This window comes from Streptomyces sp. AM 2-1-1 (genome assembly GCF_029167645.1).
In the GTDB taxonomy this organism is placed as follows: domain Bacteria; phylum Actinomycetota; class Actinomycetes; order Streptomycetales; family Streptomycetaceae; genus Streptomyces.
Window position 1 is genome coordinate 1,208,810 of sequence record NZ_CP119147.1, and the last position, 26,704, is coordinate 1,235,513.

At 71.4% G+C, this 26,704-nt stretch carries 23 protein-coding genes and 3 pseudogenes; 10 read left to right on the forward strand and 16 right to left on the reverse strand.

The window, feature by feature from the left end:
- The first annotated feature begins 223 nt into the window (after positions 1-223).
- The 4 genes and pseudogenes from PZB77_RS05140 to PZB77_RS05155 all read left to right on the forward strand — a co-directional run.
- Positions 224-568: a hypothetical protein gene (locus PZB77_RS05140; RefSeq protein WP_275491344.1), complete on the forward strand. Its 345-nt coding sequence runs from the start codon at positions 224-226 to the stop codon at positions 566-568.
- A gap of 21 nt (positions 569-589) precedes the next feature.
- Complete coding sequence (locus PZB77_RS05145; RefSeq protein WP_275491345.1) at positions 590-1,012, forward strand: DUF721 domain-containing protein; 423 nt, start codon at positions 590-592, stop codon at positions 1,010-1,012.
- Between the two features lie 142 nt (positions 1,013-1,154).
- Positions 1,155-1,760 carry an N-acetylmuramoyl-L-alanine amidase gene (locus tag PZB77_RS05150; RefSeq protein ID WP_275491346.1) on the forward strand — a complete coding sequence of 202 codons (606 nt, stop codon included), beginning with the start codon at positions 1,155-1,157 and terminating at the stop codon, positions 1,758-1,760.
- Between the two features lie 10 nt (positions 1,761-1,770).
- A pseudogene (locus tag PZB77_RS05155) lies at positions 1,771-2,043 on the forward strand (hypothetical protein); the annotation flags it as partial.
- Positions 2,044-2,088: 45 nt separating this feature from the next.
- Here the strand turns inward: PZB77_RS05155 and PZB77_RS05160 are convergent.
- Positions 2,089-3,072, reverse strand: coding sequence for a GNAT family N-acetyltransferase (locus PZB77_RS05160; RefSeq protein WP_275491347.1), 984 nt, complete (start codon positions 3,070-3,072; stop codon positions 2,089-2,091).
- A 42-nt stretch (positions 3,073-3,114) separates the two neighbouring features.
- Positions 3,115-3,599 (reverse strand): annotated as a pseudogene (locus PZB77_RS05165) (transposase); the annotation flags it as partial.
- Between the two features lie 4 nt (positions 3,600-3,603).
- Here PZB77_RS05165 and PZB77_RS05170 point away from each other — a divergent pair.
- Positions 3,604-3,891: pseudogene (locus PZB77_RS05170) on the forward strand (transposase family protein); the annotation flags it as partial.
- Here PZB77_RS05170 and PZB77_RS05175 read toward each other — a convergent pair.
- The 4 genes from PZB77_RS05175 to PZB77_RS05190 all read right to left on the reverse strand — a co-directional run bounded on the left by PZB77_RS05175 (position 3,875) and on the right by PZB77_RS05190 (position 6,437).
- Entirely contained in the window at positions 3,875-4,561 is a 687-nt protein-coding gene (locus PZB77_RS05175; protein WP_275491348.1) for a hypothetical protein, read from the reverse strand. The pseudogene PZB77_RS05170 and the gene PZB77_RS05175 overlap by 17 nt on opposite strands.
- 66 nt (positions 4,562-4,627) lie before the next feature.
- Entirely contained in the window at positions 4,628-4,759 is a 132-nt protein-coding gene (locus tag PZB77_RS05180; protein ID WP_275491349.1) for a hypothetical protein, read from the reverse strand.
- A gap of 395 nt (positions 4,760-5,154) precedes the next feature.
- Entirely contained in the window at positions 5,155-5,430 is a 276-nt protein-coding gene (locus PZB77_RS05185) for a hypothetical protein (RefSeq protein ID WP_275491350.1), read from the reverse strand.
- Between the two features lie 650 nt (positions 5,431-6,080).
- Positions 6,081-6,437, reverse strand: a complete 357-nt coding sequence (locus PZB77_RS05190; protein WP_275491351.1) for an aldo/keto reductase — start codon at positions 6,435-6,437, stop codon at positions 6,081-6,083.
- Positions 6,438-6,874: 437 nt separating this feature from the next.
- Here PZB77_RS05190 and PZB77_RS05195 point away from each other — a divergent pair, with 437 nt between their 5' ends.
- A complete protein-coding gene (locus PZB77_RS05195; RefSeq protein ID WP_275491352.1) occupies positions 6,875-7,684 on the forward strand; it encodes an NAD(P)H-binding protein in 810 nt (269 codons plus the stop codon).
- On the opposite strand, the gene PZB77_RS05200 is transcribed toward PZB77_RS05195, so the two are convergent.
- From PZB77_RS05200 to PZB77_RS05210, 3 genes are read right to left on the reverse strand one after another with little or no spacing between them, the layout of a single operon-like run.
- On the reverse strand, positions 7,672-8,970 hold the full coding sequence (locus PZB77_RS05200) for an extracellular solute-binding protein (RefSeq protein ID WP_275491353.1): 1,299 nt from the start codon (positions 8,968-8,970) through the stop codon (positions 7,672-7,674). The genes PZB77_RS05195 and PZB77_RS05200 overlap by 13 nt on opposite strands.
- A complete protein-coding gene (locus PZB77_RS05205; RefSeq protein ID WP_275491354.1) occupies positions 8,970-9,809 on the reverse strand; it encodes a carbohydrate ABC transporter permease in 840 nt (279 codons plus the stop codon). Before PZB77_RS05205 ends, PZB77_RS05200 begins: the two co-directional genes overlap by 1 nt.
- Positions 9,806-10,741 carry a sugar ABC transporter permease gene (locus tag PZB77_RS05210; protein ID WP_275491355.1) on the reverse strand — a complete coding sequence of 312 codons (936 nt, stop codon included), beginning with the start codon at positions 10,739-10,741 and terminating at the stop codon, positions 9,806-9,808. The genes PZB77_RS05205 and PZB77_RS05210 overlap by 4 nt, the downstream gene beginning before the upstream one ends.
- 130 nt (positions 10,742-10,871) lie before the next feature.
- Between PZB77_RS05210 and PZB77_RS05215 the strand changes: the two genes are divergently transcribed.
- Entirely contained in the window at positions 10,872-11,762 is an 891-nt protein-coding gene (locus tag PZB77_RS05215) for an aminoglycoside phosphotransferase family protein (protein ID WP_275491356.1), read from the forward strand.
- A gap of 69 nt (positions 11,763-11,831) precedes the next feature.
- Here the strand turns inward: PZB77_RS05215 and PZB77_RS05220 are convergent, their stop codons facing one another.
- Entirely contained in the window at positions 11,832-12,572 is a 741-nt protein-coding gene (locus PZB77_RS05220; protein ID WP_275491357.1) for a 3'-5' exonuclease, read from the reverse strand.
- A gap of 83 nt (positions 12,573-12,655) precedes the next feature.
- Positions 12,656-13,888, reverse strand: coding sequence for an SAV2148 family HEPN domain-containing protein (locus PZB77_RS05225; RefSeq protein WP_275491359.1), 1,233 nt, complete (start codon positions 13,886-13,888; stop codon positions 12,656-12,658).
- A gap of 392 nt (positions 13,889-14,280) precedes the next feature.
- Between PZB77_RS05225 and glgX the strand changes: the two genes are divergently transcribed.
- Together glgX and treY are read left to right on the forward strand one after the other, a co-directional pair.
- On the forward strand, positions 14,281-16,470 hold the full coding sequence (gene glgX, locus PZB77_RS05230) for a glycogen debranching protein GlgX (RefSeq protein WP_275491360.1): 2,190 nt from the start codon (positions 14,281-14,283) through the stop codon (positions 16,468-16,470).
- Positions 16,471-16,616: 146 nt separating this feature from the next.
- A complete protein-coding gene (gene treY, locus PZB77_RS05235) occupies positions 16,617-19,016 on the forward strand; it encodes a malto-oligosyltrehalose synthase (RefSeq protein WP_275491362.1) in 2,400 nt (799 codons plus the stop codon).
- A gap of 39 nt (positions 19,017-19,055) precedes the next feature.
- Here treY and PZB77_RS05240 read toward each other — a convergent pair whose 3' ends face one another.
- The 3 genes from PZB77_RS05240 to PZB77_RS05250 all read right to left on the reverse strand — a co-directional run bounded on the left by PZB77_RS05240 (position 19,056) and on the right by PZB77_RS05250 (position 22,435).
- A complete protein-coding gene (locus tag PZB77_RS05240; RefSeq protein WP_275491363.1) occupies positions 19,056-19,637 on the reverse strand; it encodes a DUF1707 and FHA domain-containing protein in 582 nt (193 codons plus the stop codon).
- A gap of 114 nt (positions 19,638-19,751) precedes the next feature.
- Positions 19,752-20,936 (reverse strand): alpha-L-fucosidase, encoded by a 1,185-nt coding sequence (locus tag PZB77_RS05245; RefSeq protein WP_275491364.1) that lies wholly within the window; start codon positions 20,934-20,936, stop codon positions 19,752-19,754.
- 59 nt (positions 20,937-20,995) lie between these two features.
- On the reverse strand, positions 20,996-22,435 hold the full coding sequence (locus tag PZB77_RS05250) for a GH1 family beta-glucosidase (RefSeq protein WP_275491365.1): 1,440 nt from the start codon (positions 22,433-22,435) through the stop codon (positions 20,996-20,998).
- Positions 22,436-22,701: 266 nt separating this feature from the next.
- On the opposite strand from PZB77_RS05250, the gene treZ reads away from it, so the two are divergent.
- Positions 22,702-24,462, forward strand: a complete 1,761-nt coding sequence (treZ, locus tag PZB77_RS05255; protein WP_275495923.1) for a malto-oligosyltrehalose trehalohydrolase — start codon at positions 22,702-22,704, stop codon at positions 24,460-24,462.
- Positions 24,463-24,584: 122 nt separating this feature from the next.
- On the opposite strand, the gene PZB77_RS05260 is transcribed toward treZ, so the two are convergent.
- Positions 24,585-25,439, reverse strand: coding sequence for a hypothetical protein (locus tag PZB77_RS05260; protein WP_275491366.1), 855 nt, complete (start codon positions 25,437-25,439; stop codon positions 24,585-24,587).
- 90 nt (positions 25,440-25,529) lie between these two features.
- Positions 25,530-26,657 (reverse strand): aminopeptidase P family protein, encoded by a 1,128-nt coding sequence (locus tag PZB77_RS05265; protein ID WP_275491367.1) that lies wholly within the window; start codon positions 26,655-26,657, stop codon positions 25,530-25,532.
- Positions 26,658-26,704 lie beyond the last annotated feature (47 nt).

The window sequence follows — 26,704 nt, forward strand, 5'->3', positions numbered from 1 at the left end:
TGGCGGGATGTGCGAGGCGTGTGGCTGCCGCCGCGAGACCGAGACGCTCACCATGCGGACTGTGCAGCTCGTCGCGGCGCGAACGCTCAAGCGGTCGGCCGGTGCCGTGGACGCCGCTTCCCTCGACGCCAGGGTCGTACGGCCATCGACCGCAAGGTCGCCGCCGAGTGGGCGGAGTTCCTGGAGCTCTCCGCCCCGGCTGACCTCGAGGACGACCAGGGCCGTGCTCACCGTCCACGGCACCGTCCAGCAGATCACCGACCAGGCCGCGGCCAGCACGCTGGCCGCGTTCGGCCGGACCGACGAAGCCGACACGGAGGCCGACCGGGCCTACCGGACCGAGCAGGGCAGGAGGTGGTTCCGGCACAACCCGAGCGGTGAAGCCGCTGTCGCAGCCGCGACGAAGGCCGCCGCGACCGCCCGGGACCGCGTCGCCCAGCATCTGCTGACGGTGCGCCCTGGAGCAGCTGCGCGAGCAGGCCACCGCAGGGCGTCGGTCCGGGCAGGCCGGGGCCGGGTCGTGGACGGACCGGCTGCCGCAGCTCGCCGCCCGCGCTTTCGACGGTGACACCACCAGGGTGGTGATCGCGTGAGTGCCGAGTCGGAGCTGAGCGGGGTCGACCTCGCGCGTCAGGCCCTGACCGCCGCCCGGGAAGCGGCGAAGAAGAACGGCGCCACCGCCAAGAAGCCGAAGCGGCGCACCATCACCGTCGTACGGCGCGACGGCCGCGAGCCGCTCGGGCTGGGCAGGGCGATCAGCCGGATGCTGACCGAGCTCGGCATGACCGCCCCGGCCGCCGGCGGCAGCGTCCTCCCCCACTTCGACACGATCCTCGCCATGATCGCGCCGGAACTCGTCGGCCGAGTCCGGGCCGGGGGATACGACGCGGACACCGGGCGCCTGGACATCGTCCCCGACACCCCAGCGGCCGCCACGAAACTTCGGTGGAGCGCCCCGAAGGGGTGGCGGCGGATTCGGCGTCCGTCGCTTCGCTCCGCGGCCGATCCCTAGTGCCTACCGTCTTTGGTCGGCCCTCTGGCATGTCCAAGAAGGTCTTGGCAGGGGTGTGGAGGGGGCTCATCATGAGGCACATCATTGTCATGGACACGGCTTACGTTTGAGTGCCCCACTCCTCTTCCCAAGGGAGCCCCCCATGGATCGGCCCAGCCCTCACCCCCTCAGACCCTCGCGCCGACGACTGCTGCAGGGCGCCGCCGTCACCGCCGCTGCTGCCGCGCTGGGGCCACTGGCCGCCGCCCGTGCCGTCGCCGCGGCTCCGTATCCCGTAACGCACTGGATACCGGCAAGCACCTCCAACTACACGGTCTCCAGCCGCCCGAGCAGTTACCGCCTGAACTACGTGGTCATCCACGTCACCCAGGAAACCTTCCAGGACGCGATGCGGATCTTCGAAGATCCGGCTCGCCGGGTGTCCGCGCACTACATGGTCGCTTCCGCGGACGGCTACATCGGGCAGTTCGTACGGGAGAAGGACATCGCCTGGCACGCCGGCAACTGGGACTACAACACGCGCTCCATCGGCATCGAGCACGAAGGCTGGGTCGACCAGCCGCAGTGGTTCACCGACGTGATGTACCAGCAGTCGGCCAAGCTCACCGCGGCCGTCTGCGACCACTACGGCATCCCGAAGACCCGTACGCACATCATCGGCCACGTCGAGGTTCCGGGCACGGACCACACGGATCCGGGTCCAAACTGGGACTGGACGAAGTACATGAAGCTGGTCAACACGGCCTGACCCCTCCGTACTGCCCGGCCGAGGGGGAAGGAAGACTGCGGGCAGGAAGTTTCTCTGTTACCACCGTGATCGGCCCGGCTCCCTGGCGCTCCGTGACGAGTTGTTGAAAGCACACTGGTCGCACACGGACGGGTTCCCGAAGGAGATGACCGCCCGCAGTACGACCCTCACCGCAGACCGGGACGCGCCCACCGGCAGCGTGCACACCCTCGGTCCGCCCTATGCCGCCGCCGCGCGTGCCTTCGCCTTCGCCTTCGACGAGCCCAGGTATCAGGCGGGAGCTATTGTCAAATCCTGTGGATGACCGGCCAGCCCGATGGCCGGTCGATCAAGCAAGCGGCTTGCGGTAACGGACGTATTCGTTCTGCCGCCGGAACCCCACGCTCTCGTAGAGGTCGTAGGACCGATGTGGATTTGCCGTGCCCGTGAACAGCCGGACGGTCGTTGCACCCTGTTCGCGAAGGCTTTGCAGCCCGTCCAGCAGCAGGGCCCGGCCGATTCCGAGGCGTCGCTGGTCCGTCCGAATACTCAGCTCTTCTACCTCGCCCACGGTGTGGTCGTGACGGCGGATGGAGCAGAGGGCGACGCCGACCATGTCCTGCCCGTTCCAGGCAGCCCTCCAGCATGCCGGGTCGGCGGTGTCGACGAAGTCCTGGAACGGCCATCTCTGAGTGAAGCCGCTGTCCGCGTACGAATCGACGACCGTCCTCCAGGCTGCACCGTAGTGGCTTGTCCCGATCGGCCCCGTCCGTATCCCGGCCGGCAGTTCGTCGCCCGGCTCGGGCATCTGCTGCAGATCGCCCAGCTCCAGCTCGACCAGACTGAAGACACGTCGGTAGCCGGCTGCACGCAGAAGCGCCGTGGCATCCTGCTCGGAGGTCGTGGCGTTCGCGCCGATCACTGCCGTCCGCGCCGTTCCATGCTGTTTGACGAGCTGGCGGATCCGCTCTTCGGCCCAGCTCAGCATGGCTGACCCGATGCCCTGGCCGCGATGCTCGGGCAAGAGGTAGCCGCGGTGCAGGTATAGCCACGTATCGTCCCGCTCCTGCCACCACCGGATCGTCGAGTAGCCGACGACGCTCCCGTCGCACACCACCAGGATCTGGTTCTTGGACGGCTCCTCCAACTTGGCAGAAGCTTCCGCGATCTCGGCCGCTGTCGGGAGCCCTTCCACAACCGAATGGGCATCGACCCGGTCCCGTTCAGCACACCCCCGCCGCACCGCGGCCATGGCGCCGTGGTCTTCGTCGCCGCGATACGGCCGGAACCCGAAGCCGACCGGAAGGTCCTGTCCTGCCGTGCCATCCAACATGACCGGATGATCTCGAACCTCGAGGCAGGCCCGCCACCCTATTCACGCCGCGGTCGTCTGCGGCCGTTCAACGAGCAGGCCGCGTTCGAAACGGGCCCGGCGCGAACGAGGGCAACGAGGCGGGGTGCATTCACGGCTCGCCAGCGGGCCTGGGCGGCCTCGACGAGCTTGAAGACCATCGCCAGGGCGGCGGCCCGGGACCCGGCACCCCTGGTGACCTTGGTCCGCAGACGGACGGTCGCGAAGGTCGACTCGATGGGGTTGGTTGTCCGCAGGTGGATCCAGTGCTCGGCGGGCAAGTCGTAGAACGCCAACAGTTCGTCCTCGTCATCGACGATCTTCTTGACGGCCTTGGGGAACTTCGCGCTGTACTGCTTGGCGAACGTCTTGACCGCGGCGGCCGCGTGCTCGCGGTCCTCGGCGTTGTAGATGTCCTGGATGGCCTTCTTCGCCGCGGGCTGAGCTGACTTCGGGAAGCTGTCGAGGCAGTTGGCCGTTTTGTGAACCCAGCACCCCTGGTGGCGGGTTTCGGAGGAATCGGGGGCCAAGGCAGCGGTCGGCCGGACGACAGTGATAGCTGACGGCAGCAATCCAGGAACCGGATCGATCATGCCGCAGCGCCGCACCCATGGCCAGGACCTGCCCGGCTGGAAGCGGGAGCACAACCGCTCACACAAGCAGGTCCGTGCACGAGTGGAGCACGTCTTTGCCCGGATGAAGACCTGGAAGATCCTCCGCGACTGCCGGCTCAAGGGCGACGGCGTCCACCACGCCATGCGCGGCATCCCCCGCCTGCACAATCTCAACCTGGCTGGATAGGACCATGGCCGAACTCAGGCAGTCCCTCGCCCGCGTCCGCCAGCGGGGGCGGCGTGTGCCGCGGCCACTGCGCGCCTGTCTGTTCCACAACTGCGGCCCGGAACGCTTCCAAAAGGTCGCATCCGGGATACGTCCCGAACGCTCCATACTTCAAGCGGTAGTAGCACGACCAGTAGCTCACCACGCGCCGCTCCGTGCGTGCGAAGAAGGCCGGATTCCGAGCGATGAACTCCCCGAAATGTCGGCGCTGGGTTGATCCCGGGACCGCGAGCCCGGGCAGCCCCCGGCCGATCAACTCAATGATCTCCAGCACGTATTCGCCGGCCAACTGCACCACGAACGGGACCACCCACGGCTCACCCGACGCCGCAATCTGCTCAAGGTGCCGCTGGCGAACCCGGCCATCGTGGTGCCGGGAATACAGGCAGTGCAAAATCATCTGCTGGGTTCCGGACAGAGGCCGCTCAAAGTCGGCGCACGGCTCCTCGTTGTAGAGGCGATAGGGGATGGCGACGATCTCGCCCTGCACCTTGACCTCGAAGGGCATCATCGGCGCGAGCCTGGCCTCCGGCATGGCCGCCAGGACACTCTGCACGTCACCGGCAAGACGGGTCGGAAACGCTGCCACCAGGGCATAGGCGACGTTCGACGGATCCCGAGGCAGCTGCACAACAGGAGGATAAGCGGCGAACCTCTCGGTCTCTCCACCGCCTGCCTCAACGTTGTGGGACAGCCCTCAGACGATCGCGGCCAGCACTTTCCGGTCGCCGTGCCGACGCCGACCACCACCCCGCGGCCGCGACGGCGCCTCCTGCTGGAGCAACTCCCACAACTCGTCCGGCACCAGCCGCTCAACGATCCCCACCATGACTCACAGAATACTGAGTTCGCCCAAATGAGATGACTTCTAAGGGAAGGCGAAGCTGTCCCTTTTTCGACCCACATTCCAACCGCCAAGAATGACCGACTGGCGCCCAGCAGGACAATTGTGAGTAGAAACGATCTATTGATACCGAACCGTCATGGATTGCTATTCGTGACGCAAAAATTCTGGAACTCCCGCGAGGGATTGATCGTCATCGATGGGCCACACTGGGCAGCCTTCCGGCGCACGAACCCTGGAAATCGAAATGCCATGCAAACAGGCATTGCACCAGAAGAGCGCATATCCGACTCGACTTTCCGCCTTGACGACATACCTGACGTTCAAACCTTGCTGACCGCAGTCAACACAGGCGTACACGCCCCGCCCTGCCTTATGGTCTATAAATTCTCCGAGCGCCCGCAACCACGCTTTTCGATTGGCCACCATCCAGCACTCCCGTTGAAGTAGTTCCAGAATTGATCTTCCGATGCATAAGCTGCTTTTTCCCACACGTGCTCTTGCGCAGAAGATGATGACGGACCATATACACCGATCTGCATCACATGCATCCGCTCATGTCCAAGCGTTTTGACTAGATTCTCCATCGAGGAAAATCGGTCCGCGCGTTCGCGGATCATGCGCAGGAGAACGCCGATTCCGTCCGGGCTCATCATGGGCGCACCGTCCGATCGATGTGGTCGAGGTCTTCATCGTGGCCCCTCGGCGTGGCCTCCCGCAGCAGAATTGCACCCCCTTCTGGCACCCGTGGGGTTGATGTGCCCGCGCGTTGAATGGGCGACGCCGGTCCCGGCCCTGTGGGCTCACCTACAGCCCGCTAGGCGCCGGGCGGAACCGGCGCGTTGAGCTGCGGTGCGCGGGCGTGCCGCACGGCCGAAGGAGGAACCCCTGTGGCCCATTCCCAGATCGAGTGCGGCACGGCGACCGCACCGTCCATCATGCCGATCGGCCCGGTCCTGGAGTTCGCGGACGAGCTGATCGTCCGGTCTGCCCAGACTCTGTGGCCTTCGGCGCGGATACGGCTCCATGAGAGCGCGCCGAGCGTCACCAGCCATGTACGGCGGGTCGAGGTGGACGGGGAGTCGCTGTTCGCGAAGTGCTCCGTCCTCGGTGTGTCGCTGGTGTCGGTGCTGCGGGGTGCGCGGGGTGACTGGGGCGGCGGTGAAGGCGGCGCACGCCGCCTACGGCCGTTCCAGCGGCGCGTCGCTGGGGCGCGAGATGGCGCAGCTGCGCGCGCTCGGGGCGGCTGGTCTGCGGGTTCCCCGGGTGGCCGGGCATGCGGACGGAGTGCTGTTCACGCATGCGGTTACCGGGCCGACGCTCGCGGAGCGGGAGCCACCGCGTCCAGCAGGGCGGTCTCCTCCGCGGACAGGCGCAGGCGGGCGGATTCGGCGTTGTCGGCCACGTGGTCCGGGTTTCCGGTGCCGGGGATCGCGAGGACGTGTGCACCGCGCCCGAGGGACCAGGCCAGCCACACCCGCGCCGTCGAGACTCCGTGCGCGCGGGCGACCGCACGCACCTGCGGGCCCTCGGCGCCTGTCGCTCCACCTTCGCGGCCCCGCCCGGCCACGGAGAGGAAGGGAACGAAGGCGATCCCCAGTTCGCCGCAGGCGGTCAGCACGTCCTCGTGGCGGCGGTCGTCGATGCCGTAGCGGTTCCGCACGCAGACGATGGGGACGATTGCGCGGGCCTCGGTCAGCTGGGGTCGAGGCGGGCCGCGGAGATCCCGATGTGCCGGACGAGTCCCGCCTCGCGAAGGTCGGCGAGAGGTCCTGTTCCGTCATCGTCCGTTCCCCTCGTCACGTGGTGTCCCCCACCACCGGGCGGTCGGGCCGACTCCGGAGTATGCGGCGGCGGGCGGGCGGTCCGGAAGGAGGACGGGATCGGATCCTTGTCACAGAGCGTCAGGGACCTGCGGACGAGGGCGACACGTTGTCAGTGATGACGGGTTCGGCGTTCAAGTCCACCCCCCGGCTGCCGGCCGCCCGGCTGCCGACCTCCGTGCGGCGTGCCGACGGCTCCGCCCCGGGGGATGATCGGTCGCGGACACCGGGGCGCGGTTCGGCGGTTCCCCGGGGAGGCCGAGTGGCAGGAGATCCCGTGAAGATCGCAGTGGCCGGCGGCACCGGCGCCGTCGGGCGGCATGTGGTCGACCTTGTCCGCGAGGGCGGCCACGAGGCCGTGGTGCTGTCCCGAGCGCACGGCGTCGACCTCGTCTCCGGTTCCGGTGCGGCCGAGGCGCTGCGGGGGGTCGCGGCGGTCGTGGACGTGACATCGACGCCGACCATGTCCGCCAAGGCGTCCGAGGAGTTCTTCACCACGGTGACCCGGCAGCTGCTGGCAGCCGGGCAGGCCGCCGGGGTGGAGCACCACGTCGCGCTGTCGATCGTCGGTGTCGACCGGGCCCCGTACGGCTACCACGCCGGCAAGGTGGCCCAGGAGCGGGTGGTCGAAGGCGGGGGGGTGGCGTGGACGATCCTGCGGGCGACGCGGTTCCACGAGTTCGCGGGCCAGATGTACGGGCGGATGCGGCGCGGACCCCTGGTGGTGGTGCCGAGGATGACCTCCGAGCCGGTCGCCGCCCGCGAGGTCGCGGCACGCCTGGTGGAGCTGGCCACCGGCGCTCCAGCGGGCCGCGTCACCGACCTGGGTGGCCCGCGCGTCGAGTCGGTGTCCGCGATGGTCAGGGCGTACGCGCACCACACGGGAAGGAGGGGCCCGGTCGTGGAGGTCCCCCTCCCCGGGGGGATGGGCCGGGCCATGCGGGACGGGAGCCTGGTCACCCGGGCGCCCGCCGACCACGGGACGCTCACCTACGCGCAGTGGCTCTGGCTCCAGCAGCCCGTCATGCAGGCCCGCCGGGTGGTGCCCCGGGCCTCGGGAGCAGCCGGGAGGTCTCAGCGCTGGTAGCGCGCCAGGACCCGGTTGCCGTCGTCGACCAGGCGGTCCGTCAGCTCGTCGAGGCCGATCGCGCCGCTGTAGTACTCCTGGAGCGCGGGGGTGGCCACCTTGTCCTTCCACTCCGGGTAGCCGCGTACGGACTGGGCCGGGGCCGGACGGAGTCGCTGGGCGAGGGCGGTGCCGGTGGCCCAGCCCTGGTCCTCGGTGTGCAGAGCGGGATCGGCCAGCGCCTTCGTACCGGTGGGGAGCATCCAGTCGCCCTTGGCCAGGCGCACCATGTTGGGCGGGTCGAGCAGGAAGTCGATGAACTCGACCGCCTCCTTCTTGTGCGGGCTGTCCTCGGCGACGGAGAGGGTCTGCGGGCTCACCCCCTGGGCCGTGCCGCCGCTGCCGGCGGGGGCGGGCAGCACGCTCCACTCGAATCCCTCGGGCGCCTGTTCGACGACCTGCTGGCGGTAGGCGAAGCCGAGCGGCACCATGGCGTACTTGCCTCCGAAGAGGCCGGGCAGAGTGTCGGAGCCGCCCATGCCGAGGGCGGTGCGGGCCGCGCTGTGGTCGACGGTGACCTGGTCGTGGATGGTCCGGGGCACCACGGCGTCACCCTCCCCGAACCGGAGGTCCACCGCCCCGTCCTCGCCCCGGTGGAAGAGCTGTCCGCCGGCGGAGAGGCCGAGGTTGAGGGTGACCGATACGGGTTCCTTGAGCGGCCAGGCGACCCCGTACCGGCCCTTTCCGGTGAGTTCCTCGGTGATCCGGCGGAACTCCTCCCAGCTCCACGGCCGGTCGGCGGTGGGGATGCGGACGCCCGAGGCCTTCAGGATCTTCGTGTTGGCGATGAGGACCTTGGGTTCCTGGAGGAACGGGACGCCGTAGACGCCGCCGTCGAAGGTGGTGGTCGACCAGGACGCCTGGGGGATGTCCTCGGTCAGCCGGCCGGGGAGGAGGGTGCGGAGGTCGGCGAGGTAGCCGCCGTACGCGAAGTCGGCGAGGTCGTCGGAGGCGTCGTGGATGATGTCGGGAGCCTCGTCGCCCTCGAACGAGGTGAGCAGCTGGTCGTGGACGCTGTCCCAGCTGCCCTGGACGTACTCCACCTGGACGCCCGGGTGGGCGGCGTTCCACTCCGCGACGAGTTCCTTGTTGGCGGTGACGGACTCCGTCTGCCAGGCCAGCGACTGGAAGCGGAGGTGGATCGTCCCGTCGGCGTCGGTCCTCTCGCCCCCGCCTCCGGAGCATCCGGTGAGCAAGAGGGCGAGCGCGGTGGCGGCGGAGGCGGCCGCTCGGGCGAGGGCGCGCATCAGCTCTTCACCGCCCCGGCCAGCATCCCGCCGGTGATCCGGCGCTGGATGAAGGCGAAGAGGAGGAGCGAGGGGAGGGTGGCGAGGAAGGCGGCGGCGGCGAGCGGGCCGAGGTCGGCGGCTCCCTCGGCTCCGATGAAGTGGGTGAGGACGACCGGCAAGGTCTGCTTCTCCGGGGTCTTGAGCAGGACGAGGGCGAAGAAGAACTCGTTCCACGCGGTGATGAAAGCGAAGAGCGCGGTGGCAACGATCCCCGGGGCCAGCAGCGGGGCGGTGACCGAGACGAGGGTGCGCAGGCGTCCGGCACCGTCGACGGAGGCGGCTTCCTCCAGTTCGGCGGGGACGGCCCGGACGTAGCCGACGAGCATCCACAGCGCGAAGGGCAGCGACCAGACGACGTACACCATGATCAGGCCGGCCAACGAGTTGATCAGCTGCAGGTTCTTCAGGACGAGGAAGAGCGGGATGATCAGGAGGACGAACGGGAACGCCTGGCTGATCACCACCCAGCCGGTGGCGGCGGCCGAGAGCTTGCTGCGGTGGCGGGCCATCACGTAGGCCATGGGGGTGGCGATGGCCACGCAGATCACCCCGGCGCTGACGGCGGCGAGAGCCGAGTTCGCGGCGGCCTGGAGCAGCGGCTGTTCGTCGAAGGCCTGGCGGAAGTTGTCCAGGGTCGGGTGGTCGGGGATCCAGGTGGGGTGGAGCGAGCCCAGTTCGCGGGCGGGTTTGAAGGCGGTGGAGATCAGCCACAGGAAGGGGAACGCCAGGAAGACGAGGTAGCCGGTGAGCGCGAGGTACTGCCCCGTGCGGGTGGCGCGTCCGGTGCGCGTGCTCATGTGTCGTCCCCTCCCCTGAGCCGGCCGGCCAGGAACACGGCGAGGATCACGGAGATCACCGCCACCATCACACAGCCCATCGCCGCCGCATAGCCGAACTGGCCGTAGCGGAAGGCCTCCTCGTACGCGAAGAGCATCGGCAAGCGGGTCCGTCCGCCGGGTCCGCCGCTGGTCAGGACGTAGACCAGGGCGAACGAGTTGAAGTTCCAGATGAAGTTGAGGGCCGTGATGGAGAGCGCGACGGGTTTCAGCGCGGGCCAGGTGACCGTACGGAAGCGACGCCAGGCCCCGGCGCCGTCGAGGGCCGCGGCCTCGTGGAGTTCGTGCGGGGTGTTCTGGAGCCCGGCCAGCAGGGCGACGGTGGACTGGGGCATTCCGGCCCAGATGCCCACGACGATCACGGCGGGCAGCGCGGTGCCGAATCCGGTGAGCCAGTCGCGGCCGTCGCCGAGGCCGAGATCGTGGATGGTCTCGTTCAGGATGCCCGCGTCGGGGTTGTAGACCAGCCGCCACATGATGCCGACGACGACCTCGGGCATCGCCCAGGGGATGATCGCCAGCGCACGGGCCAGCCACCGCATCCGCAGGTTCTCGTTGAGCAGCAGCGCGAGTCCGAGGGCGAGCACGAACTGCGGAACGGTGACGCCGACCGCCCAGACCAGACCGATCCGGAAGGAGTCCCAGAAGAGGGTGTCGTGCACCAGGTCCTGGAAGTTGAGCGCGCCGATCCACTGCGTGGAGCGGGTGCGGCCCGACTGCGCGTCGGTGAAGGCCAGTCCGATGCCGTAGAGCAGCGGTCCGACGCTGAGGACGAGGATCGGGACGAGTGCGGGCAGCACCAGGAACCAGGCCGCCCGGTCGCGGGCGGCCCGTGCCCCGCCCCGTCCGTCGTCCCGGCGGCGTTGTCCCGGCCGCCCCCTTACGCTCGCCAACGTCACCATTCGACCTCTTTGTCGTATTGGTTTGGCTTCCTGCCGATCTGGCCGCTCACCCGGCCTCCGTCATGGTCCTGACGGCCCGACCGTCCGTCAAGGTGGCCTGCGGCAATGCGAAAATCGGGCCATGAACGAAGAGCGAGCGCGCGAGGTACTGGCCGCGGCGGGACTGGCCGGAAACGGTTCCTCCGGTACGAGGTCCGGGGCGGAGCTGCTGGCGCTGGGCGAGAACGCGGTCTTCGCCGTGGGTGATCTGGTGGTCAAGGTAGGCCGTGACGCCACGCACCATCCCGAGCTGCGCGAACGCGCCGCACGCGAGGTCGCCGTGGCCCAATGGCTCGCCGACTCCCAGGTCCCCGCCGTACGGGCCGCCGAGCCCGCGCCCCGAACGGCGCAGGGACACCCGGTGACCCTCTGGCACCGGCTTCCGGAGGCCGTACGCGCACCCGAACCGCGCGATCTGGCGCCGCTGTTGACGCTGGTGCACGCGCTGCCCGCGCCGGAGGGTCTCACCCTCCCGCGCCGCGAGCTGCTGGGCGGGGTCGAGCGCTGGCTCCGGCTGGCGGGCGACGCCATCGATCCGGCGGACGCCGCCTATCTGCGTGCCCGGCGGGACGGCTTCGCGGCGGCCGCCGCGGCCCTCGTACCCCGTCTGCGGCCGGGGCCCGTGCACGGCGACGCCCTGCCGCGCAACGTCCAGGTCGGCCCGGACGGGCCCGTCCTGGTCGACCTGGAGACCTTCTCCTTCGACCTGCGCGAACACGACCTCGTGGTACTCGCCCTCTCCCGGGACCGGTACGGGCTGCCCGCCGCGGCGTACGACGCGTTCACCGCCGCCTACGGCTGGGACGTACGGGAGTGGGACGGCTGCGCCGTGCTGCGCGGGGCACGGGAGACGGCCAGCTGCGCCTGGGTCGCCCAGCACGCGCCTGCGGATCCGAAGGCCCTCACCGAATTCCGCCGCCGGGTCGCCTCGCTCCGCGACGAGGACCCCGAGGTGCGCTGGTACCCCTTCTGAGGCTCCCTCGGAAGAGGTCCCCTCCGAGCGCGTCCTCCGCGGGGTGTCCCGGAGGGTGGGCCGCATCCCTCAGGCCACCGGTCGGCTCGGTACGGGGGCCGGACGGCGCAGCGGCCAGTCGCCGTCGATCAGGGCGTCGGCGGAGCCCTTGCGGCGCAGGAACGCCTGGAAGTCCGCGGCCCACTCGGCGTACCAGCCGATCTGGCGTTCGTGCAGCGCCGCCGGGGTGAGCGCGGCCACTTCGGGGTGACGCCCGGCTATCGCGTAGGCGACGTGGACGGCCGCGACGGCGTCGGCGGACGCGTCGTGGGCACCGCCGTGCACCACGCCGTACTCGGTGCAGACCGCTTCGAGGTTCCGCTTGCCCTTGCGGTACCGGTCGACCGCGCGGTCGATGGTGTACGGGTCGATGACCGGGCCGATCCGGCCGCCGCCCATCCGGTCGCCCAGCGGGGCGAGCCCGTGCCGGCGCAGCTCGGCCGAGAGCAGGGTCAGGTCGAACGCGGCGTTGTAGGCGACGACCGGAATGCCTTCGCGCCAGTGGTGGACCAGGGCGTCGGCGATCTCGTCGGCCACCTCGTGCACCGGGCGGCCCTCGGCCACCGCGCGTTCACTGGTGATGCCGTGGATCGCCGAGGCCTGCTCGGGGATCCTGACGCCGGGGTCGGCCAGCCAGGTGCTCTTCCGGAACGGCTCGTCCTCCCCGGGCGTGAGGGCGACCACCGCCGCCGTCACGATCCTGGCCTCCAACGGCTCGGTGCCCGTCGTCTCCAGGTCGAAGCCGACCAGTGGTTCCCGGTGCCAGCTCATCCCGTACCTCCTCCGTGGTGCTTACCCCCAGTGAGGAACACCCTGCCACGGGCCACTGACACGCCGGCCGGGGGCGGCCGGGGTCAGGAGACCGGCCGGGAGTCGGTCCACACCGACTCGAACTCCTCGCGGTACGTCTCGAACAGCCCGTGCTCGGTGTCCTGCCCCGCCCGGACGACGGCACGCCCGCCGCCCCGGAGGACGAGGACGGGGGCCTCCATCCCGCGTGCGCGGCGCAGATAGGGCTGGACGACTCCCACCGCCTCCGGGCCGTCACCGTCCACCAGGTAGGCGGTGAAGCGCGGGGTCTCGTCGAACACCTGGATCTGGAAGGCCCCCGGGTCGCGGAGCCTGGCCCGTACGCGGCGCATGTGCAGGATGTTCATCTCCACCGACCGGCTCAGCTCGCCCTTGCGGAGGTTGAGTTCCCGCTCGCGGCGGCGGACCGCGCTGCTGGCCGGGTTGATGAAGAGGAGACGGATCCGGCAGCCGGTCTCGGCGAGCCGGACCAGGCGCCGCCCGGAGAAGTTCTGCACCAGCAGGTTGAGCCCTATGCCGATCGCGTCGAGCCGCCGGGAGTTGCCGAACAGGTCCTCGGCGGGGAGCTGGCGCTGGAGCCGGACCCGGTCCGGGTGGACGGAGACCACGTCGGCGTACCGGTCACCGACGAGGGACTCCACGGCGTCGACCGGCAGCCGGTCGGCGGACGGGACGGCGGCCCCGCCGCCGAGGATGGTGAGCAGGCGCTGGGAGGCCCGTTCGGCCTGCGCGTGGACCGCCTCGTTGAGCGCGCGGTTGCGGGAGACGACGTTGCGGGCGACCTCCAGCTCGTCGAGGGCCAGCTCGACCTCGCGCCGGTCGTCGAAGTACGGTTCGAAGCAGGGCCAGTGCTGGACCATCAGCTCGCGGAGCTGCGGCAGGGTCAGGAAACTCAGGACGTTGTCGTCGGCCGGGTCGAGCAGGTAACCCTTGCGGCGGGAGACCTCGCGCACCGCGACGGCCCGCTGCACCCACTCCTGTCCGGCGGGCCCGGCGGCGGCCACCACCCACTCGTCGCCGTGCACCGGCGCGTAGACGGGGCGCAGCACGGCGGCGACGACCGCACGGAGCCGCTGTTCGACGAGATTCAGCCAGATGTACGCCCGTCCGGCGCGCTGGGCGCGGGTGCGCACCTCGCTCCAGTCCTCGGCGTTCCAGCCCAGCTCCGCGCCGATCTCCAGGGGCTGCGCCAGGGATACCGTCCCGGGCGGCGCGTCGTTCGGCTCCCCCTCGTGACTCACCTCACCCGGAGGCAGCTCGAACCCTCCCGAGCTCACCCGCGTACCGCCTTCCACTCCCCCACCCAACGATCACGGAAGGGTACTCCGCGAGCCCGGACCCGTGCAGCCCTCTGCTGAGGACGCTCCGTCAACTGGTCGATACGGAAAGCGGGTTCCACGGCGGCCCCAAAGGGGTAGTGAGCTGATTCATAGTGAGGTGACCAGCGCGGGCGCGGTGTTCCGGGCCGAGGGAGGGTGCGCGCGGGGCGACGAGCCGAAGGGGTGTCACGTGGTGCGGTGTGTTGACGGCCTACGCCGGGGTACACGGCGCACGGCACCGCCCGTTCGCGACCGCACCGGCCGACGTACTAGGTACGCGCCCCTCTTTCGGGGATTATCTGGCTGAAGAACCGCACCGCACCCGGATCAGAAGTGGAAGAGTCATATCTATGCAGGTCTGGCCGGGACAGGCGTATCCGCTCGGCGCCACGTACGACGGCGCCGGGACCAACTTCGCGGTCTTCTCGGAGGCCGCCCACCGCATCGAGCTGTGTCTGCTGCACGACGACGGCTCCGAGACGGCGGTCGAGCTCCGCGAGACCGACGCCTTCGTCCGTCACGCCTATCTGCCCGGCGTCATGCCGGGTCAGCGCTACGGCTTTCGCGTGCACGGACCCTACGAACCGCAGAACGGGCAGCGGTGCAACTCCGCGAAGCTGCTGCTCGACCCCTACGCGCGGGCCGTCGCCGGGAAGATCGAGTGGGGCGAGGCGGTGTACGGCTACCCCTTCGGGCGGCCCGACGCGCGCAACGACCTCGACTCGGCCCCGCACATGATGAGCTCCGTCGTGGTCAACCCGTACTTCGACTGGGGCGACGACCGCAGGCCGCGTACGGACTACCACCGCACGGTGATCTACGAGGCCCACGTGAAGGGCCTGACCATGCTCCACCCCGGGCTGCCGGAGGAGCTGCGGGGCACCTACGCGGGCCTGGCGCACCCGGAGGTGATCGCCCACCTCACCGAGCTGGGCGTCACCGCGATCGAACTGATGCCGGTGCACCAGTTCGTCCAGGACCACCGTCTGGCCGACGCGGGACTCGCCAACTACTGGGGCTACAACACCATCGGCTTCTTCGCCCCGCACAACGCGTACGCCTCCTGGGGCGACCGCGGGGAACAGGTGCTGGAGTTCAAGCAGGCCGTCCGGGCGCTGCACCAGGCCGGTATCGAGGTGATCCTCGACGTGGTCTACAACCACACCGCCGAGGGGAACCACCTGGGGCCGACGCTCTCCTTCCGCGGCCTGGACAACGCCTCCTACTACCGGCTGACGGACGACCAGCGCTACTACATGGACACCACGGGCACCGGGAACTCGCTGCTGATGCGCTCCCCGCACGTGCTGCAAATGATCATGGACTCGTTGCGGTACTGGGTGACCGAGATGCACGTGGACGGGTTCCGCTTCGATCTGGCGGCCACGCTCGCCCGGCAGTTCCACGAGGTCGACCGGCTCTCGTCCTTCTTCGACCTGGTGCAGCAGGACCCGGTGGTGAGCCAGGTCAAGCTGATCGCGGAGCCCTGGGACGTCGGGGAGGGCGGCTATCAGGTCGGCAACTTCCCCCCGCTGTGGACGGAGTGGAACGGCAAGTACCGTGACACCGTGCGCGACCTGTGGCGGGGCGAACCCCGGACGCTGGCGGAGTTCGCGGGACGGCTGACGGGCTCCTCGGACCTCTACCAGGACGACGGCCGCCGGCCACTCGCCTCGATCAACTTCACCACCTGCCACGACGGGTTCACCCTGCACGACCTCGTCTCGTACAACGACAAGCGCAACGACGCCAACGGTGAGGGCAACCGCGACGGCGAGAGCCACAACCGCTCGTGGAACTGCGGCGCGGAGGGCGAGAGCGACGATCCGGAGGTGCTGGAGCTGCGGGCGCGGCAGATGCGCAACTTCATCGCCACGCTGATGCTCTCCCAGGGCGTGCCGATGCTGAGCCACGGCGACGAGTTCGCCCGCACCCAGCACGGCAACAACAACGCCTACTGCCAGGACAACGAACTCTCCTGGGTGCACTGGCCCGAGCCCGCGAAGAAGCGGGACGGGGCCGGTACGGACGCCGGGGCCGGCACCGGGGGCGCGGACGGCGCGGAGGCCGTCCGCAGGCCGGGTGACGGCCTGCTCGAGTTCACCCGGGCCATGGTCTGGCTGCGCCGGGACCATCCGGTCTTCCGGCGCCGGCGCTTCTTCCACGGTCGCCCGGTCGAAGGCACCCACGACGAGCTCTCGGACATCGCGTGGTTCACGCCCGAGGGCGAGGAGATGACGCAGCGGGACTGGCAGGCCGCGCACGCCAAGGCGATGACGGTCTTCCTCAACGGACACGCCATCTCGGAGCCGGGGCCGCGAGGCGAACGGATCTCCGACGACTCGTTCCTGCTGATGTTCAACGCGAGTGCGGAGACGCTGGACTTCGTCGTCCCCGTCAACCACGGCGCACAGTGGGAGGTCGTGGTCGACACCGGTCGCCCCGAGGGGGTACCGCCGGGAAGCGGGCCCAAGGCAGCGGGGGGTGAGCACCTCCCGCTCATCGGCCGGAGCCTCACGGTCCTGAAGCGGTCCGCCTGAGACCGGCGCGGGTGCGGGGCCCGGCCCCGCATCCGCACGCGTGCCCGCCGTCCGGGTGAATCCTCCCGGGTGCATTGGTGCGGTCGCGGGCAGCCGGGCGCCGGGCGGGTGGCACGGACGGGCCGTGAGTGGGTACGTAACCGGGCATGACCCCCACCGCCACGTACCGGCTCCAGCTCCAACCGGACTTCACCTTCGCGGACGCCGGGGAGGCGGTCGCGTACCTCGCTTCGCTCGGAGTCTCCCATCTGCACCTCTCCCCCGTCCTGGAGGCGGTGCCCGGTTCCCGTCACGGGTACGACGTCACCGATCCCGGCCGGGTCCGCGCCGAACTGGGCGGGGAGGAAGGGCTGCGCCGGCTCTCGGCGACGGCCCGCGCGCACGGGCTCGGGCTGATCGTCGACATCGTGCCGAACCACATGGCCGCGTCCCCGCGGTACAACAGGGCGCTGTGGGAGGTCCTGCGCGAGGGCCCGGGCACACCGTACGCACGCTGGTTCGACATCGACTGGGAGGGCGGCGGCGGGAAGGTTCTGCTGCCCGTCCTCGCCGGGCCGGTCGGCGACGAGCTGGAGCGGTTCGCCGTCGCGGAGAACGGGACCGTGCTCCGCTACGGCGAGCAGGAGTTCCCGCTCCGGCCGGGCACCGGAGGACTGGCGCTCCCGGAGCTGCTGGAGGCCCAGCACTACCGGCTCGGCTGGTGGCGGCTGGCCCGTACCGAGCTCAACTACCGGCGCTTCTTCACCATCTCGGACCTGATCGCGGTCCGCGTCGAGCATCCCGAGGTCTTCGACGCCACCCACGGCAAGATCCTCGAACTCGTCCGCGACGGGGTCGTGGAAGGGCTGCGGATCGACCATCCGGACGGCCTCGCCGATCCCGCCGGGTACCTGGAGCGGCTGGCAGCGGGGACGGGCAGCCGGTGGACGGTGGTGGAGAAGATCCTCACGGACGAGGAGACCCTCCCGGCGGGCTGGGCGGTGGCCGGAACCACCGGTTACGACGCACTGCACCGCATCGACGGGCTCTTCACCGACCCGACGGGCACCGCCGAACTCCTCGGCCACTACCGCACCTTCGCGAACCCGGAGTCCGACAGAGGTGGCTCCTGGGCACAGACCGCACGGCGGGCCGCCCGGCACGTCGTCGGCCACGACCTCGCCGCCGAGACGGCCTGGCTCACCCGGCTGGCCGTACGGATCTGCGAGCGGGACCCGGCTCTGCGCGACCACGCGCCGTGGGCGCTGCACACCGCCGTACGGGAACTCCTCGTCCGGCTCCCGGTCTACCGGCCGTACGTCAGGGCCGGTGGCGCGGTGCCCGAGTCGGCCGTCGCGGCGGTGCCGGACCGGGCGGTGCGCGACGCGAAAGCCGTGTTCGCCGTACCGGAGGAGGCCGGGGCGGTCGACGTGGTGCGGGAGCTGGCGCTGGGCCGGCTGGGGGACGGACCCGATCAGGTCTCCTTCTGCGCCCGGTTCGCCCAGACCGCGTCCGCCCTGCACGCCAAGTCGGTGGAGGACACGGCGTTCTACCGGTACGTCCCGCTGATCTCGGCGACCGAGGTGGGCGGCCGGCCGGGCACCCCGGCCGTCGAGCCGGCCGCCTTCCACGCCTTCTGCACCCGCCTGGCCCGGGACTGGCCCGCCACCGGCACGGTGCTGACCACCCACGACACGAAGCGCAGCGCCGACGTCCGGGCCCGGATCGCGGTCCTCTCCGAATGCCCCTCGTGGTGGGCCACGTTGGTGGGCGAACTGACGCGGGCGACCACGGTGGCGGCTCCGGACGGACAGCTGGCGTGGCAGGCGTGGCAGTCGGCCTTCGGCTGCGTGGACCTGCCGGCCTCCGAGGCGACGGGCAGGCTGGAGCCCGCGCTGCTCAAAGCCGTGCGCGAGGCGGGTCTCCACACCACCTGGACCGAGCCCGACTCCTCGTACGAGCGCGCGGTCTCGGATTTCGTCGCGGCCGGGCCGGGCAGCGCGGCGGGGCCCGCCCGGGACCTGCTCGCCTCCTTCGCCCGCTCGCTCGCCCCGCAGGTGCGGGCCAACGTCCTGGGGGCGGCGCTCGTCCACCTGACGATGCCGGGGGTCCCCGACCTGTACCAGGGAACCGAGCGGGAGTACCTCGCCCTGGTGGACCCCGACAACCGGCGGCCTTTCGCGCGACCGGAGGCGGGGGAACCCGGCGAGAAGGCGGCGGTGACCGCCGCCGCCCTCCGGCTCCGCGCCGAACGTCCGGACGTCTTCGGCGAGTCGGGTACGTACGTCCCGCTCACTCCGCGAGGACCGGCCGCGGACCACGCCCTCGCGTTCTGCCGTTCGGGGGAGGTGGTCACGGCGGTGACCCGGCTCTCGCTCCGGCTCGACGAGGCGGGCGGCTGGCAGGACACCGTCCTGCCGTTGCCCGGCTCCGGCCCCTGGCACGACGTCCTCGCCGCGGAGGGCGAGTTCGGCGGCGGTGAGGTGAAGGTGGCCGAGCTCTTCGCCGAGCGACCGGTCGCCCTGCTCAGGAAGGGTCCGCGCGGACGGGGTGCGGGAAAGGGCTGAGCGGTGCCGGCGGCGCGGACCGGGCGGGCGCCGGACTCCTCAGAGGGTGGGCGGCGGGGCCGGTGGCAGAGCGGGGGGCGCGGTCAGGCGGAAGGTCATGTGGCCGAAGCTCACCTGGTCCCCCTCCCGGACCGGGACGAGGCCGACGACCCGTTGCCCGTTGACGCAGGTGCCGTTGGTCGAGCCGAGGTCGCGGAGCAGCCAGATCCGTCCCCGTGCGGTGAGTTCGGCGTGGTTGCGGGAGACGGTCTCGTGGTTGAGCCGCAGTCCGTTGCCCGGGTCGCGGCCGATGAGCAGCGGGTGCGGCCCGGGTGCGGGCAACAGGAGTTGGGGGAGCTTGCCGGACCGCCAGGCCATCCGCAGCCGTCCCGGGAAGCCGGAGACCCCGCCCACCGCGCGCAACAGGACACGGCCCCAGGCGCGTTCCTCGTGCAGGTCGGCGGTGAGCGCCAGCAGATCCTCGGAGCGGTGGGCGGAGAGGGCGAGTTCCATCCGGCGCAGGAAGGTGTCGTGGGAGAGCCGGCCCTGGGCGGCGCCCTCGCGCAGCACCCCGAGGACACGGTCGCGCTGGGCGTCGGACACCCGCGCGGGATACGTGTGGAACTCGGAGGAGGACGTCACCCCGTGATTGTCGGGCCGAGCGGCCCGAGGTGTCCAGCGGCGGTGTCGGCCGGCCGCGCGACCCGGGGCGCGAGGGCCGGGCGGCTCCCAACCGGCCGGGGGGCCGTGCCCGGATCACCCGGCGGCCGGATCCTCCGGACCGGCGGGCGGTACGGGCGCGGCCGGCCCGGCGGGCGCGCCCGTACCGGCCGGCGCCGCGTCCCGTGCCACCTCCGAGAGCCAGCGCAGCCGCAGCAGCTGTTCCTCCGGGATCGCCGCGTCCTCGCCGCGCGGACCGACGTTGAGCAGCAGGTTGCCGCCGTCCGCGGCGGTGTCGCGGACCAGTGCCGTGAGGGCGTCGCGGCCGAGGAAGGCGGTGGGCGGGGAGTTGCGGTTGTAGCCGAAGCTGTGGTCGATGCCGCGCGTGATCTCGTACGGGTCGGGGCCGGAGTAGCGGGTGAACTCCGGGGTGCGGAAGTCGTAGGAGGGGGGCTTGCGCGGGACGAAGCCCTCGCCCCGGGCGACCGTGCGCCGTTCCCAGCGGTTGTGGAGGGTCCCGGCGCCGGGGAGGGCGAAGGTGCGCCAGAGCGGTGAGCGCGGCAGCAGCCGGTCGTTGACCACGCCGTGCGGGACGGTGAAGCGGTAGAAGTCGATCAGCCGGCGGACCTCGGGTGCGCCGGCCGGCCAGGCGATGTCGTTCCAGAGGATGTCCGGGCGGTAGCGGCGTACCAGCTCGCGCAGTTGGGCGTCGGCGTAGCCGGGGTAGGAGCCGCGCGGCACGGAGGCGAGCATGTCGGCGGCGGTGCCGACCGGGCGGTCGTCGAAGGTCCAGTCGAGTCCGCCGGAGTAGTACACCCCGAAGCGCAGACCTTCGGCCCTGACCGCTTCGGCGAACTCCCCGACCACGTCACGGGTGGTGTGCCAGCCGGTCCGGTGCGGGTTCTTCACCCCGGAGGGCCACAGGCAGTAACCGTCGTGGTGCTTGGTGACGAGGACGGCGTAGCGGGCCCCGGCGGCGCGGAAGGCGCGCGCCCAGGCGGCCGGGTCCCAGCTCGCCAGCCCGTCCTCGAACTCCCCGCCGAAGTCGGTGTAGGGCTTGTCGCCGTAGGTGGCCCGGTGGTGGGCGAAGACCGGGCTGCCGGGGAAACGGAGCCCGTTCTCGTACCACTCGGCGTACGGGGTCCAGGCGAGCGGGGCTGCCCGGCCGGCCTCGGGGAGATCCTCCGGCGGGGTGCGGGGCGGCGCCCATCCCGGTACCGACGCGGGCGTCCAGTGAACGAGGATTCCCAGGCCGGCCTGGGTCCACCATCGAGCAACCATGGCGCGAAGTATCGGTCACCGGGGCCCGGTCGGGAAGACCCGTCCGGGCCGCCCTCCGGTCAGGCGGGGCGGACGGCGGCCGGTTCCGGCTCCCCGGTGGGCGGCTGTCCGATGATCTTGATCGCCGGCCGGCCGGCCTCCGGCGCGTCCGGTGCGCGTTGGGCCCGGATGACCTCGCGGTACCACGCGTAGGACTCCTTGGGGGTCCGGCGCAGGGTCTCGTAGTCGATGTGCACGAGCCCGAAGCGCTTGCTGGCGCCCTCGGTCCACTCCACGTTGTCCGTCAGGGACCAGGTGAAGTAGCCGCGTACGTCCACGCCTTCACCGATCGCGGCGTGCAGCGCGCCCAGGTGGCCCTCCAGGAAGGAGATGCGTCGGGTGTCACTGACGGCATCGTCCACCGCGCAGCCGTTCTCGGTGATGTAGAGCGGTGGCAGCCGGTCGCCGTAGCGGTCGCGGAGCTGGACGAGGGTCTCGCGCAGTCCGTCCGGGACCACCGGCCAGCCGAAGTCCGTCTTCTCGTACCCCTCGATCTCCCGGATTCCGAAGGGGAGTTCGGCGGGGATCTCGAATCCGGCGAAGGATGCGAGCGTGTCGGGCCGGCGGGGCGCGCCGACGAGAGTGGGGTTGTAGTAGTTGACGCCGTACCAGTCGAGTGGGGTGGAGATGGTCTTCAGGTCGTCGGCGACCGGGCCCGGCATCAGCGCGGCGAACCCTTCGTCGGGGTAGCGGCCGGCGAGCAGCGGGTCGGCGAAGAGCCAGTTGGTGAGGGTGTCGTAGAGGCGGGCGGCGTCCCGGTCCTCGTCCGAGTCGCCGGCCGTCCAGACGGGGGTGTGCGAGACGGCGATGCCGATGTTGGCGGCCCCGGCGGCGCGCAGCGCCCGCACGGCCAGTCCGTGGGCGAGGAGCTGGTGGTGGGCGGCGGGCAGGGCGTCGAAGAGCAGGGTGCGGCCGGGCGCGTGCTCGCCGAGGGCGTAGCCCAGCAGGGTCACCTCCGCGGGCTCGTTGAGGGTGATCCACATGGGGACGCGGTCGGCGAGCCGTTCGGCGACGATGCCCGCGTACTCGGCGAAGCGGTAGGCGGTGTCGCGGTTGAGCCAGCCGCCCTCCTCGTCCAGCGGCAGCGGGGTGTCCCAGTGGTAGAGCGTGGGGGCGGGGGTGACGCCCCGGGCGCAGAGCTCGTCGACGAGCCGGTCGTAGAAGTCGAGCCCGGCCGGGTTGACCGCGCCGCTGCCGCCGGGGACCACGCGGGGCCAGCTGATGGAGAAGCGGAAGGCGTCGGCGCCGAGCCCGGCGAGCAGCCCGACGTCCTCGCGCCAGTGTTCGTGGAAACCGGTTCCCCGGGTGGTGTCCGTCCCGTCCTTGATGCGACCGGGGACGGCGGCGAAGGCGTCCCAGCCCGAGAGGCCCTTTCCGTCGGCCTCGACGGCTCCCTCGGTCTGGAACGCGGAGGCGGAGGCTCCCCAGAGGAAGCCGGGTGGGAACTTCGGCACGGTCATTTCGGCCTCCATCAGCCGTACGTCGGCGTACGTATGAGCAGGATCGGGCAGGGCAATGATCAGAGCAGACCTTAAGGGGTGTTCCGTACTCCTGCGCGCGGATGCACGGAACACGGGACATCCCCGTGGTGGAACCGGTCCAGTATTCCGGGCCGCGCGTGCGACTTCAGCCGATCATGGAAGCCGCCGGGGACTTTCCGCCGGCGCATCCGGTTTTTCGTACGCATCACTGACACACGACGGACATGACGGACGGGGAGTGGCGGATGCGGTTCGAGGTGTGGGCCCCCGGGGCGGAGTCGGTCGGACTCCAGTTGTCCGGTACACGGCTGCCGATGGGGCGCGACGGGTCCCGTGCGGGCTGGTGGACGGCCGAGGCGGACGCGGCCGGGGGTGACCGGTACGGCTTCTCGGTGGACGGGGGTCCGCCCCTCCCCGATCCGCGCACGCGCCGCCAGCCGGACGGACCGGACGGGCTGAGCGCGGTCGTCGACCAGGACGCGTACGTCTGGCGGAGCGAGTGGCGGGGGCTCGGGCTGCCGGGCGGCGTGCTGTACGAGCTCCACGTGGGGACGTACACGGGCGAGGGCACCTTCGACGCGGCGGCCGGACGGCTGGGCCATCTGGCGGAACTCGGCGTCACCCACGTGTCGCTGATGCCGGTCTGCCCCTTCCCCGGCACGCACGGCTGGGGGTACGAGGGCGTGTCGCTCTGGGCCGTCCACGAGCCGTACGGCGGACCCGAGGGGCTGAAGCGCTTTGTCGACACCGCGCACGGGCTGGGGCTGGCGGTGCTGCTGGACGTGGTCCACAACCATCTCGGTCCGTCCGGCAACTACCTCCCCGTGTTCGGCCCGTACTTCACCGAGACGCACCACACCCCGTGGGGCGCGGCGGTCAACCTCGACGCCCCCGGATCGGACGAGGTACGGGCGTACCTGCTGGGCAGTGCGCTGGCCTGGCTGCGCGACTACCGCCTCGACGGGCTGCGGCTGGACGCGGTGCACGCGCTCGCCGACACCCGGGCCCTGACCTACCTGGAGGAGCTGGCCGCCGGGGTGGACGCGCTGGCGGCCGAAGTGGGCAGGCCTCTGACGCTGATCGCCGAGTCCGACCTCTGCGACCCGCGCACGACGACGCCGCGCGCCTCGGGCGGGCTGGGTCTGCACGCCCAGTGGAACGACGACTTCCACCACGCGCTGCACACCGCGCTGACGGGTGAGGCGCAGGGCTACTACGCCGATTTCGCCGTCGCCCCGCTGGCCGCGCTGGCGAAGACGGTGACCCGGGCCTTCTTCCACGACGGCACGTACTCCACCTTCCGGGGGCGTACGCACGGCCGCCGGGTCGACGTGCACCGCACCCCGGCCCACCGGTTCGTCGGCTACGCCCAGACCCACGACCAGATCGGGAACCGCGCCCTCGGTGACCGGCTCGCCGCCTCCCTCTCCCCCGGGCTCCTGGCGTGCGCGGCGGTGCTGGTGCTGACCGGCCCCTTCACGCCGATGCTCTTCATGGGCGAGGAGTGGGGGGCGCGGACCCCGTGGCAGTTCTTCACCGACCACACCGATCCGGAGCTGGCCGAGGCCGTGCGCAACGGCCGGCGGCGGGAGTTCGGGGCGCACGGCTGGGCCGAGGAGGACATCCCCGACCCGCAGGACCCCGCGACGCGCGACCGCTCCTGCCTGGACTGGACCGAGCCGGAACGCGCTCCGCACGACCGGCTGCGGGCCTGGTACCGGGAGCTGATCGCGCTGCGGCGGGCCGTTCCCGACCTGTACGACCCGGACCTCGCCTCGGTGAAGGTCGCCTTCGACGAGGAGGCCCGCTGGCTGGCGCTGCGCCGGGGCGACGTGCGGATCGCGGTCAACCTCGCCGGCCGGCCCGTCGCGGTGCCCTGGGGCGGCGGGCACCACCGGGGCGGACCGGGGCGGGTCCTGGCGGCCTGGGAGCCCGTCGAGCCCCCGGGCCCGGACGGTCTGCTGAGGCTGCCCGCCGAATCCTGTGTGGTGCTCGGGACGACCTGAGCCCGTCGGCCGCTTCCCGTGGAGCGGGCGGGCGGGATCGGGGACTGCGGTGTCCGGGGCGGGTGGGCAAGGCACCGGCCGTCTCCGGACCGGCAGGTGCGGCGGCCGGCGTCGTCGTCGGGTCAGCCGGCCTGCTCGTAGGCGAAGGCCTTGTCCTGCACCGCATCCTGCAGGGGCCCCATCCGCTCGACGAGTTCCTGGTAGTCGGCGGTCCGGCCGTCGGCCCACTGGCCCAGAGCGATCACGGCCGCCCGACCGCCGCCGCCGAACGCCTGGACGAGACCGCTGTCCGCGGGCAGGACCGGCAGGCCCGATTCCGGCGGCGGTGCCTGCGCGGCGACCTGGTAGTCCTCGAAGTCGTGGGCCAGCTCCATGACCAGGTCCGCCGTGTCCACAGGGTCGTTCATGGTGAAGACCGCCAGGTTGTACTGGTTGCCGTCCTCGTCCCGGTAGAGCGCGATCTGCTCGCCCACGCACCCCGCGCTCGCCCGGATGAGGGCGGCCAGCCGGGCGCCGACACTGTCCGTCGCCGTGCAGGAGTCCAGCACCACCGCGTCCACCTTGCTGAACACGACGGACGAACCGTCCTCGACCGTGGCCGGAAAGACCTCGTCGAGCGGAATCATCGGGCGTGCGGCCGCGGCCGGGACGGCGTCGGCAGGGGCGGACGCCGGCGTGGAAGCGGACGGGGTGGCGGAGGCGGAGGCTGCCGCGGAGGCCGACACCGACGCGGACGCCGAGGCGGGGGTGTCGCCGTCCGAAGACCCGCCCGCGTACGTCATGACGCCGAACGCCGCGCCGGCCGCCAGCAGGGCGACGGCCGCGTTCCGGGGCCACACCCGGGCGGGCCGGGGAGCCGGTGGTTCCGGCTCCGGCGCCGGCGCGGCCCTCGGTGCGGAGTGCTGCGCGATGAACGCCCTCCACTGCTCGTCGGGGGAACTGTCGGGGCTCGGGGGTCGTCCCTCGTTCTTCGGCACGGGCGAACCCTACGGCCTGCCACCGACACCCCGGACAAGCCCCTCTCCCCACCCGGCCCCGCCCACTCGCCCCGGGGGCCGGGGCACCCGTCAGGCGACGACGGCCAGTTCGCGCGCGGTGGAGTTGAGCCGCCGTCCGCCGTCCTCGGTGACGGTCACGATGTCCTCGATCCGCACGCCGAACCGCCCCGGCAGGTAGATCCCCGGCTCCACCGAGAAGCACATCCCCGGCACCAACGGCTGTTCCTCGCCCTCGATCATGTAGGGCGGCTCGTGGGTGGTGACCCCGATGCCGTGGCCGGTGCGGTGGATGAACCGGTCGCCGTAGCCGAACTCGGTGATGACCGCGCGGGCCGCCCGGTCGACGTCCTGGCAGGCGGCGCCGGGCCGGACCGCGGCGCACCCGGCCGCCTGCGCCTCGCGCACCACGTCGTGGACCCGCTGCTCCTCGGCGGTGGGTTCGCCGACGTGGACCGTACGGGAGGTGTCGGAGCCGTAGCCGTACCGCAGGCCCCCGAAGTCGAGGACCACCATGTCTCCGTGCTGGATGACCCGGTCACCGGCCTCGTGGTGCGGGTTCGCGCCGTTCGGTCCGGAGCCGACGATGGCGAAGTCCACCTGGGAGTGCCCGAATCCGATGAGCAGTTCCACGAGGTCCGCCGAGACCTCGGTCTCCCGGCGCCCGGCGAAGGGGACCTTCAGGATCTCCTCGTAGGCGGCGTCGGCCGCCGCCCCCGCCGCCGCCAGGCGCTCCAGCTCCGCCGCGTCCTTGACGGCCCGCAGCATCGGCAGCGCCTGGGTGAGCGAGGCGTAGGAGGTGGCGGGGAGGAACTGCTGGAGCCCGAGCAGGTGCATGGCCCAGGCGTTGTCGCTGATCCCGTACCGCCCGGCGGCGTCGAGGAGGGGCGCGGCCACCTCGTACGGATTCCTGGCGTCGGTCCAGTCCCTCAGGGTGAGGGCGGGGGCACCGGTCGCCGACTCCGCGTCGGGCGCCTCCAGGGCCGGGACGACCAGCACCGGCTCCTGACCGGGCGTCAGGACGAGGAGGGTGAGGCGCTCGGTGCTGACGGGCTGGTAACCGGTCAGGTGCACCAGGTCGGGGCCGGGCGCCACCAGGACGCCGGCGAGCCCGGCCTCGGCGGCGGCGTCGGCCGCGCGGGCCATCCGGGTCCGGTAGACGTCGGCGGTGAAGGGCTCGGGCGGGTTCGGGCTGGACATGCGGGGCCTCCAGAGGTACGGCCGGTACGGCTACCGGTGGCCGGCGC

Coding starts and splice junctions, on each gene's coding strand:
- PZB77_RS05150 (WP_275491346.1), top strand. CDS start 1,155: ATGGATCGGCCCAGCCCTCACCCCCTCAGACCCTCGCGCCGACGACTG.
- PZB77_RS05200 (WP_275491353.1), bottom strand. CDS start 8,970: ATGCGCGCCCTCGCCCGAGCGGCCGCCTCCGCCGCCACCGCGCTCGCC.
- PZB77_RS05245 (WP_275491364.1), bottom strand. CDS start 20,936: ATGGTTGCTCGATGGTGGACCCAGGCCGGCCTGGGAATCCTCGTTCAC.
- PZB77_RS05220 (WP_275491357.1), bottom strand. CDS start 12,572: ATGAGCTGGCACCGGGAACCACTGGTCGGCTTCGACCTGGAGACGACG.
- PZB77_RS05160 (WP_275491347.1), bottom strand. CDS start 3,072: ATGTTGGATGGCACGGCAGGACAGGACCTTCCGGTCGGCTTCGGGTTC.
- PZB77_RS05180 (WP_275491349.1), bottom strand. CDS start 4,759: ATGGTGGGGATCGTTGAGCGGCTGGTGCCGGACGAGTTGTGGGAGTTG.
- PZB77_RS05250 (WP_275491365.1), bottom strand. CDS start 22,435: ATGACCGTGCCGAAGTTCCCACCCGGCTTCCTCTGGGGAGCCTCCGCC.
- treZ (WP_275495923.1), top strand. CDS start 22,702: ATGCGGTTCGAGGTGTGGGCCCCCGGGGCGGAGTCGGTCGGACTCCAG.
- PZB77_RS05205 (WP_275491354.1), bottom strand. CDS start 9,809: ATGAGCACGCGCACCGGACGCGCCACCCGCACGGGGCAGTACCTCGCG.
- treY (WP_275491362.1), top strand. CDS start 16,617: ATGACCCCCACCGCCACGTACCGGCTCCAGCTCCAACCGGACTTCACC.
- PZB77_RS05215 (WP_275491356.1), top strand. CDS start 10,872: ATGAACGAAGAGCGAGCGCGCGAGGTACTGGCCGCGGCGGGACTGGCC.
- PZB77_RS05185 (WP_275491350.1), bottom strand. CDS start 5,430: ATGATGAGCCCGGACGGAATCGGCGTTCTCCTGCGCATGATCCGCGAA.
- glgX (WP_275491360.1), top strand. CDS start 14,281: ATGCAGGTCTGGCCGGGACAGGCGTATCCGCTCGGCGCCACGTACGAC.
- PZB77_RS05265 (WP_275491367.1), bottom strand. CDS start 26,657: ATGTCCAGCCCGAACCCGCCCGAGCCCTTCACCGCCGACGTCTACCGG.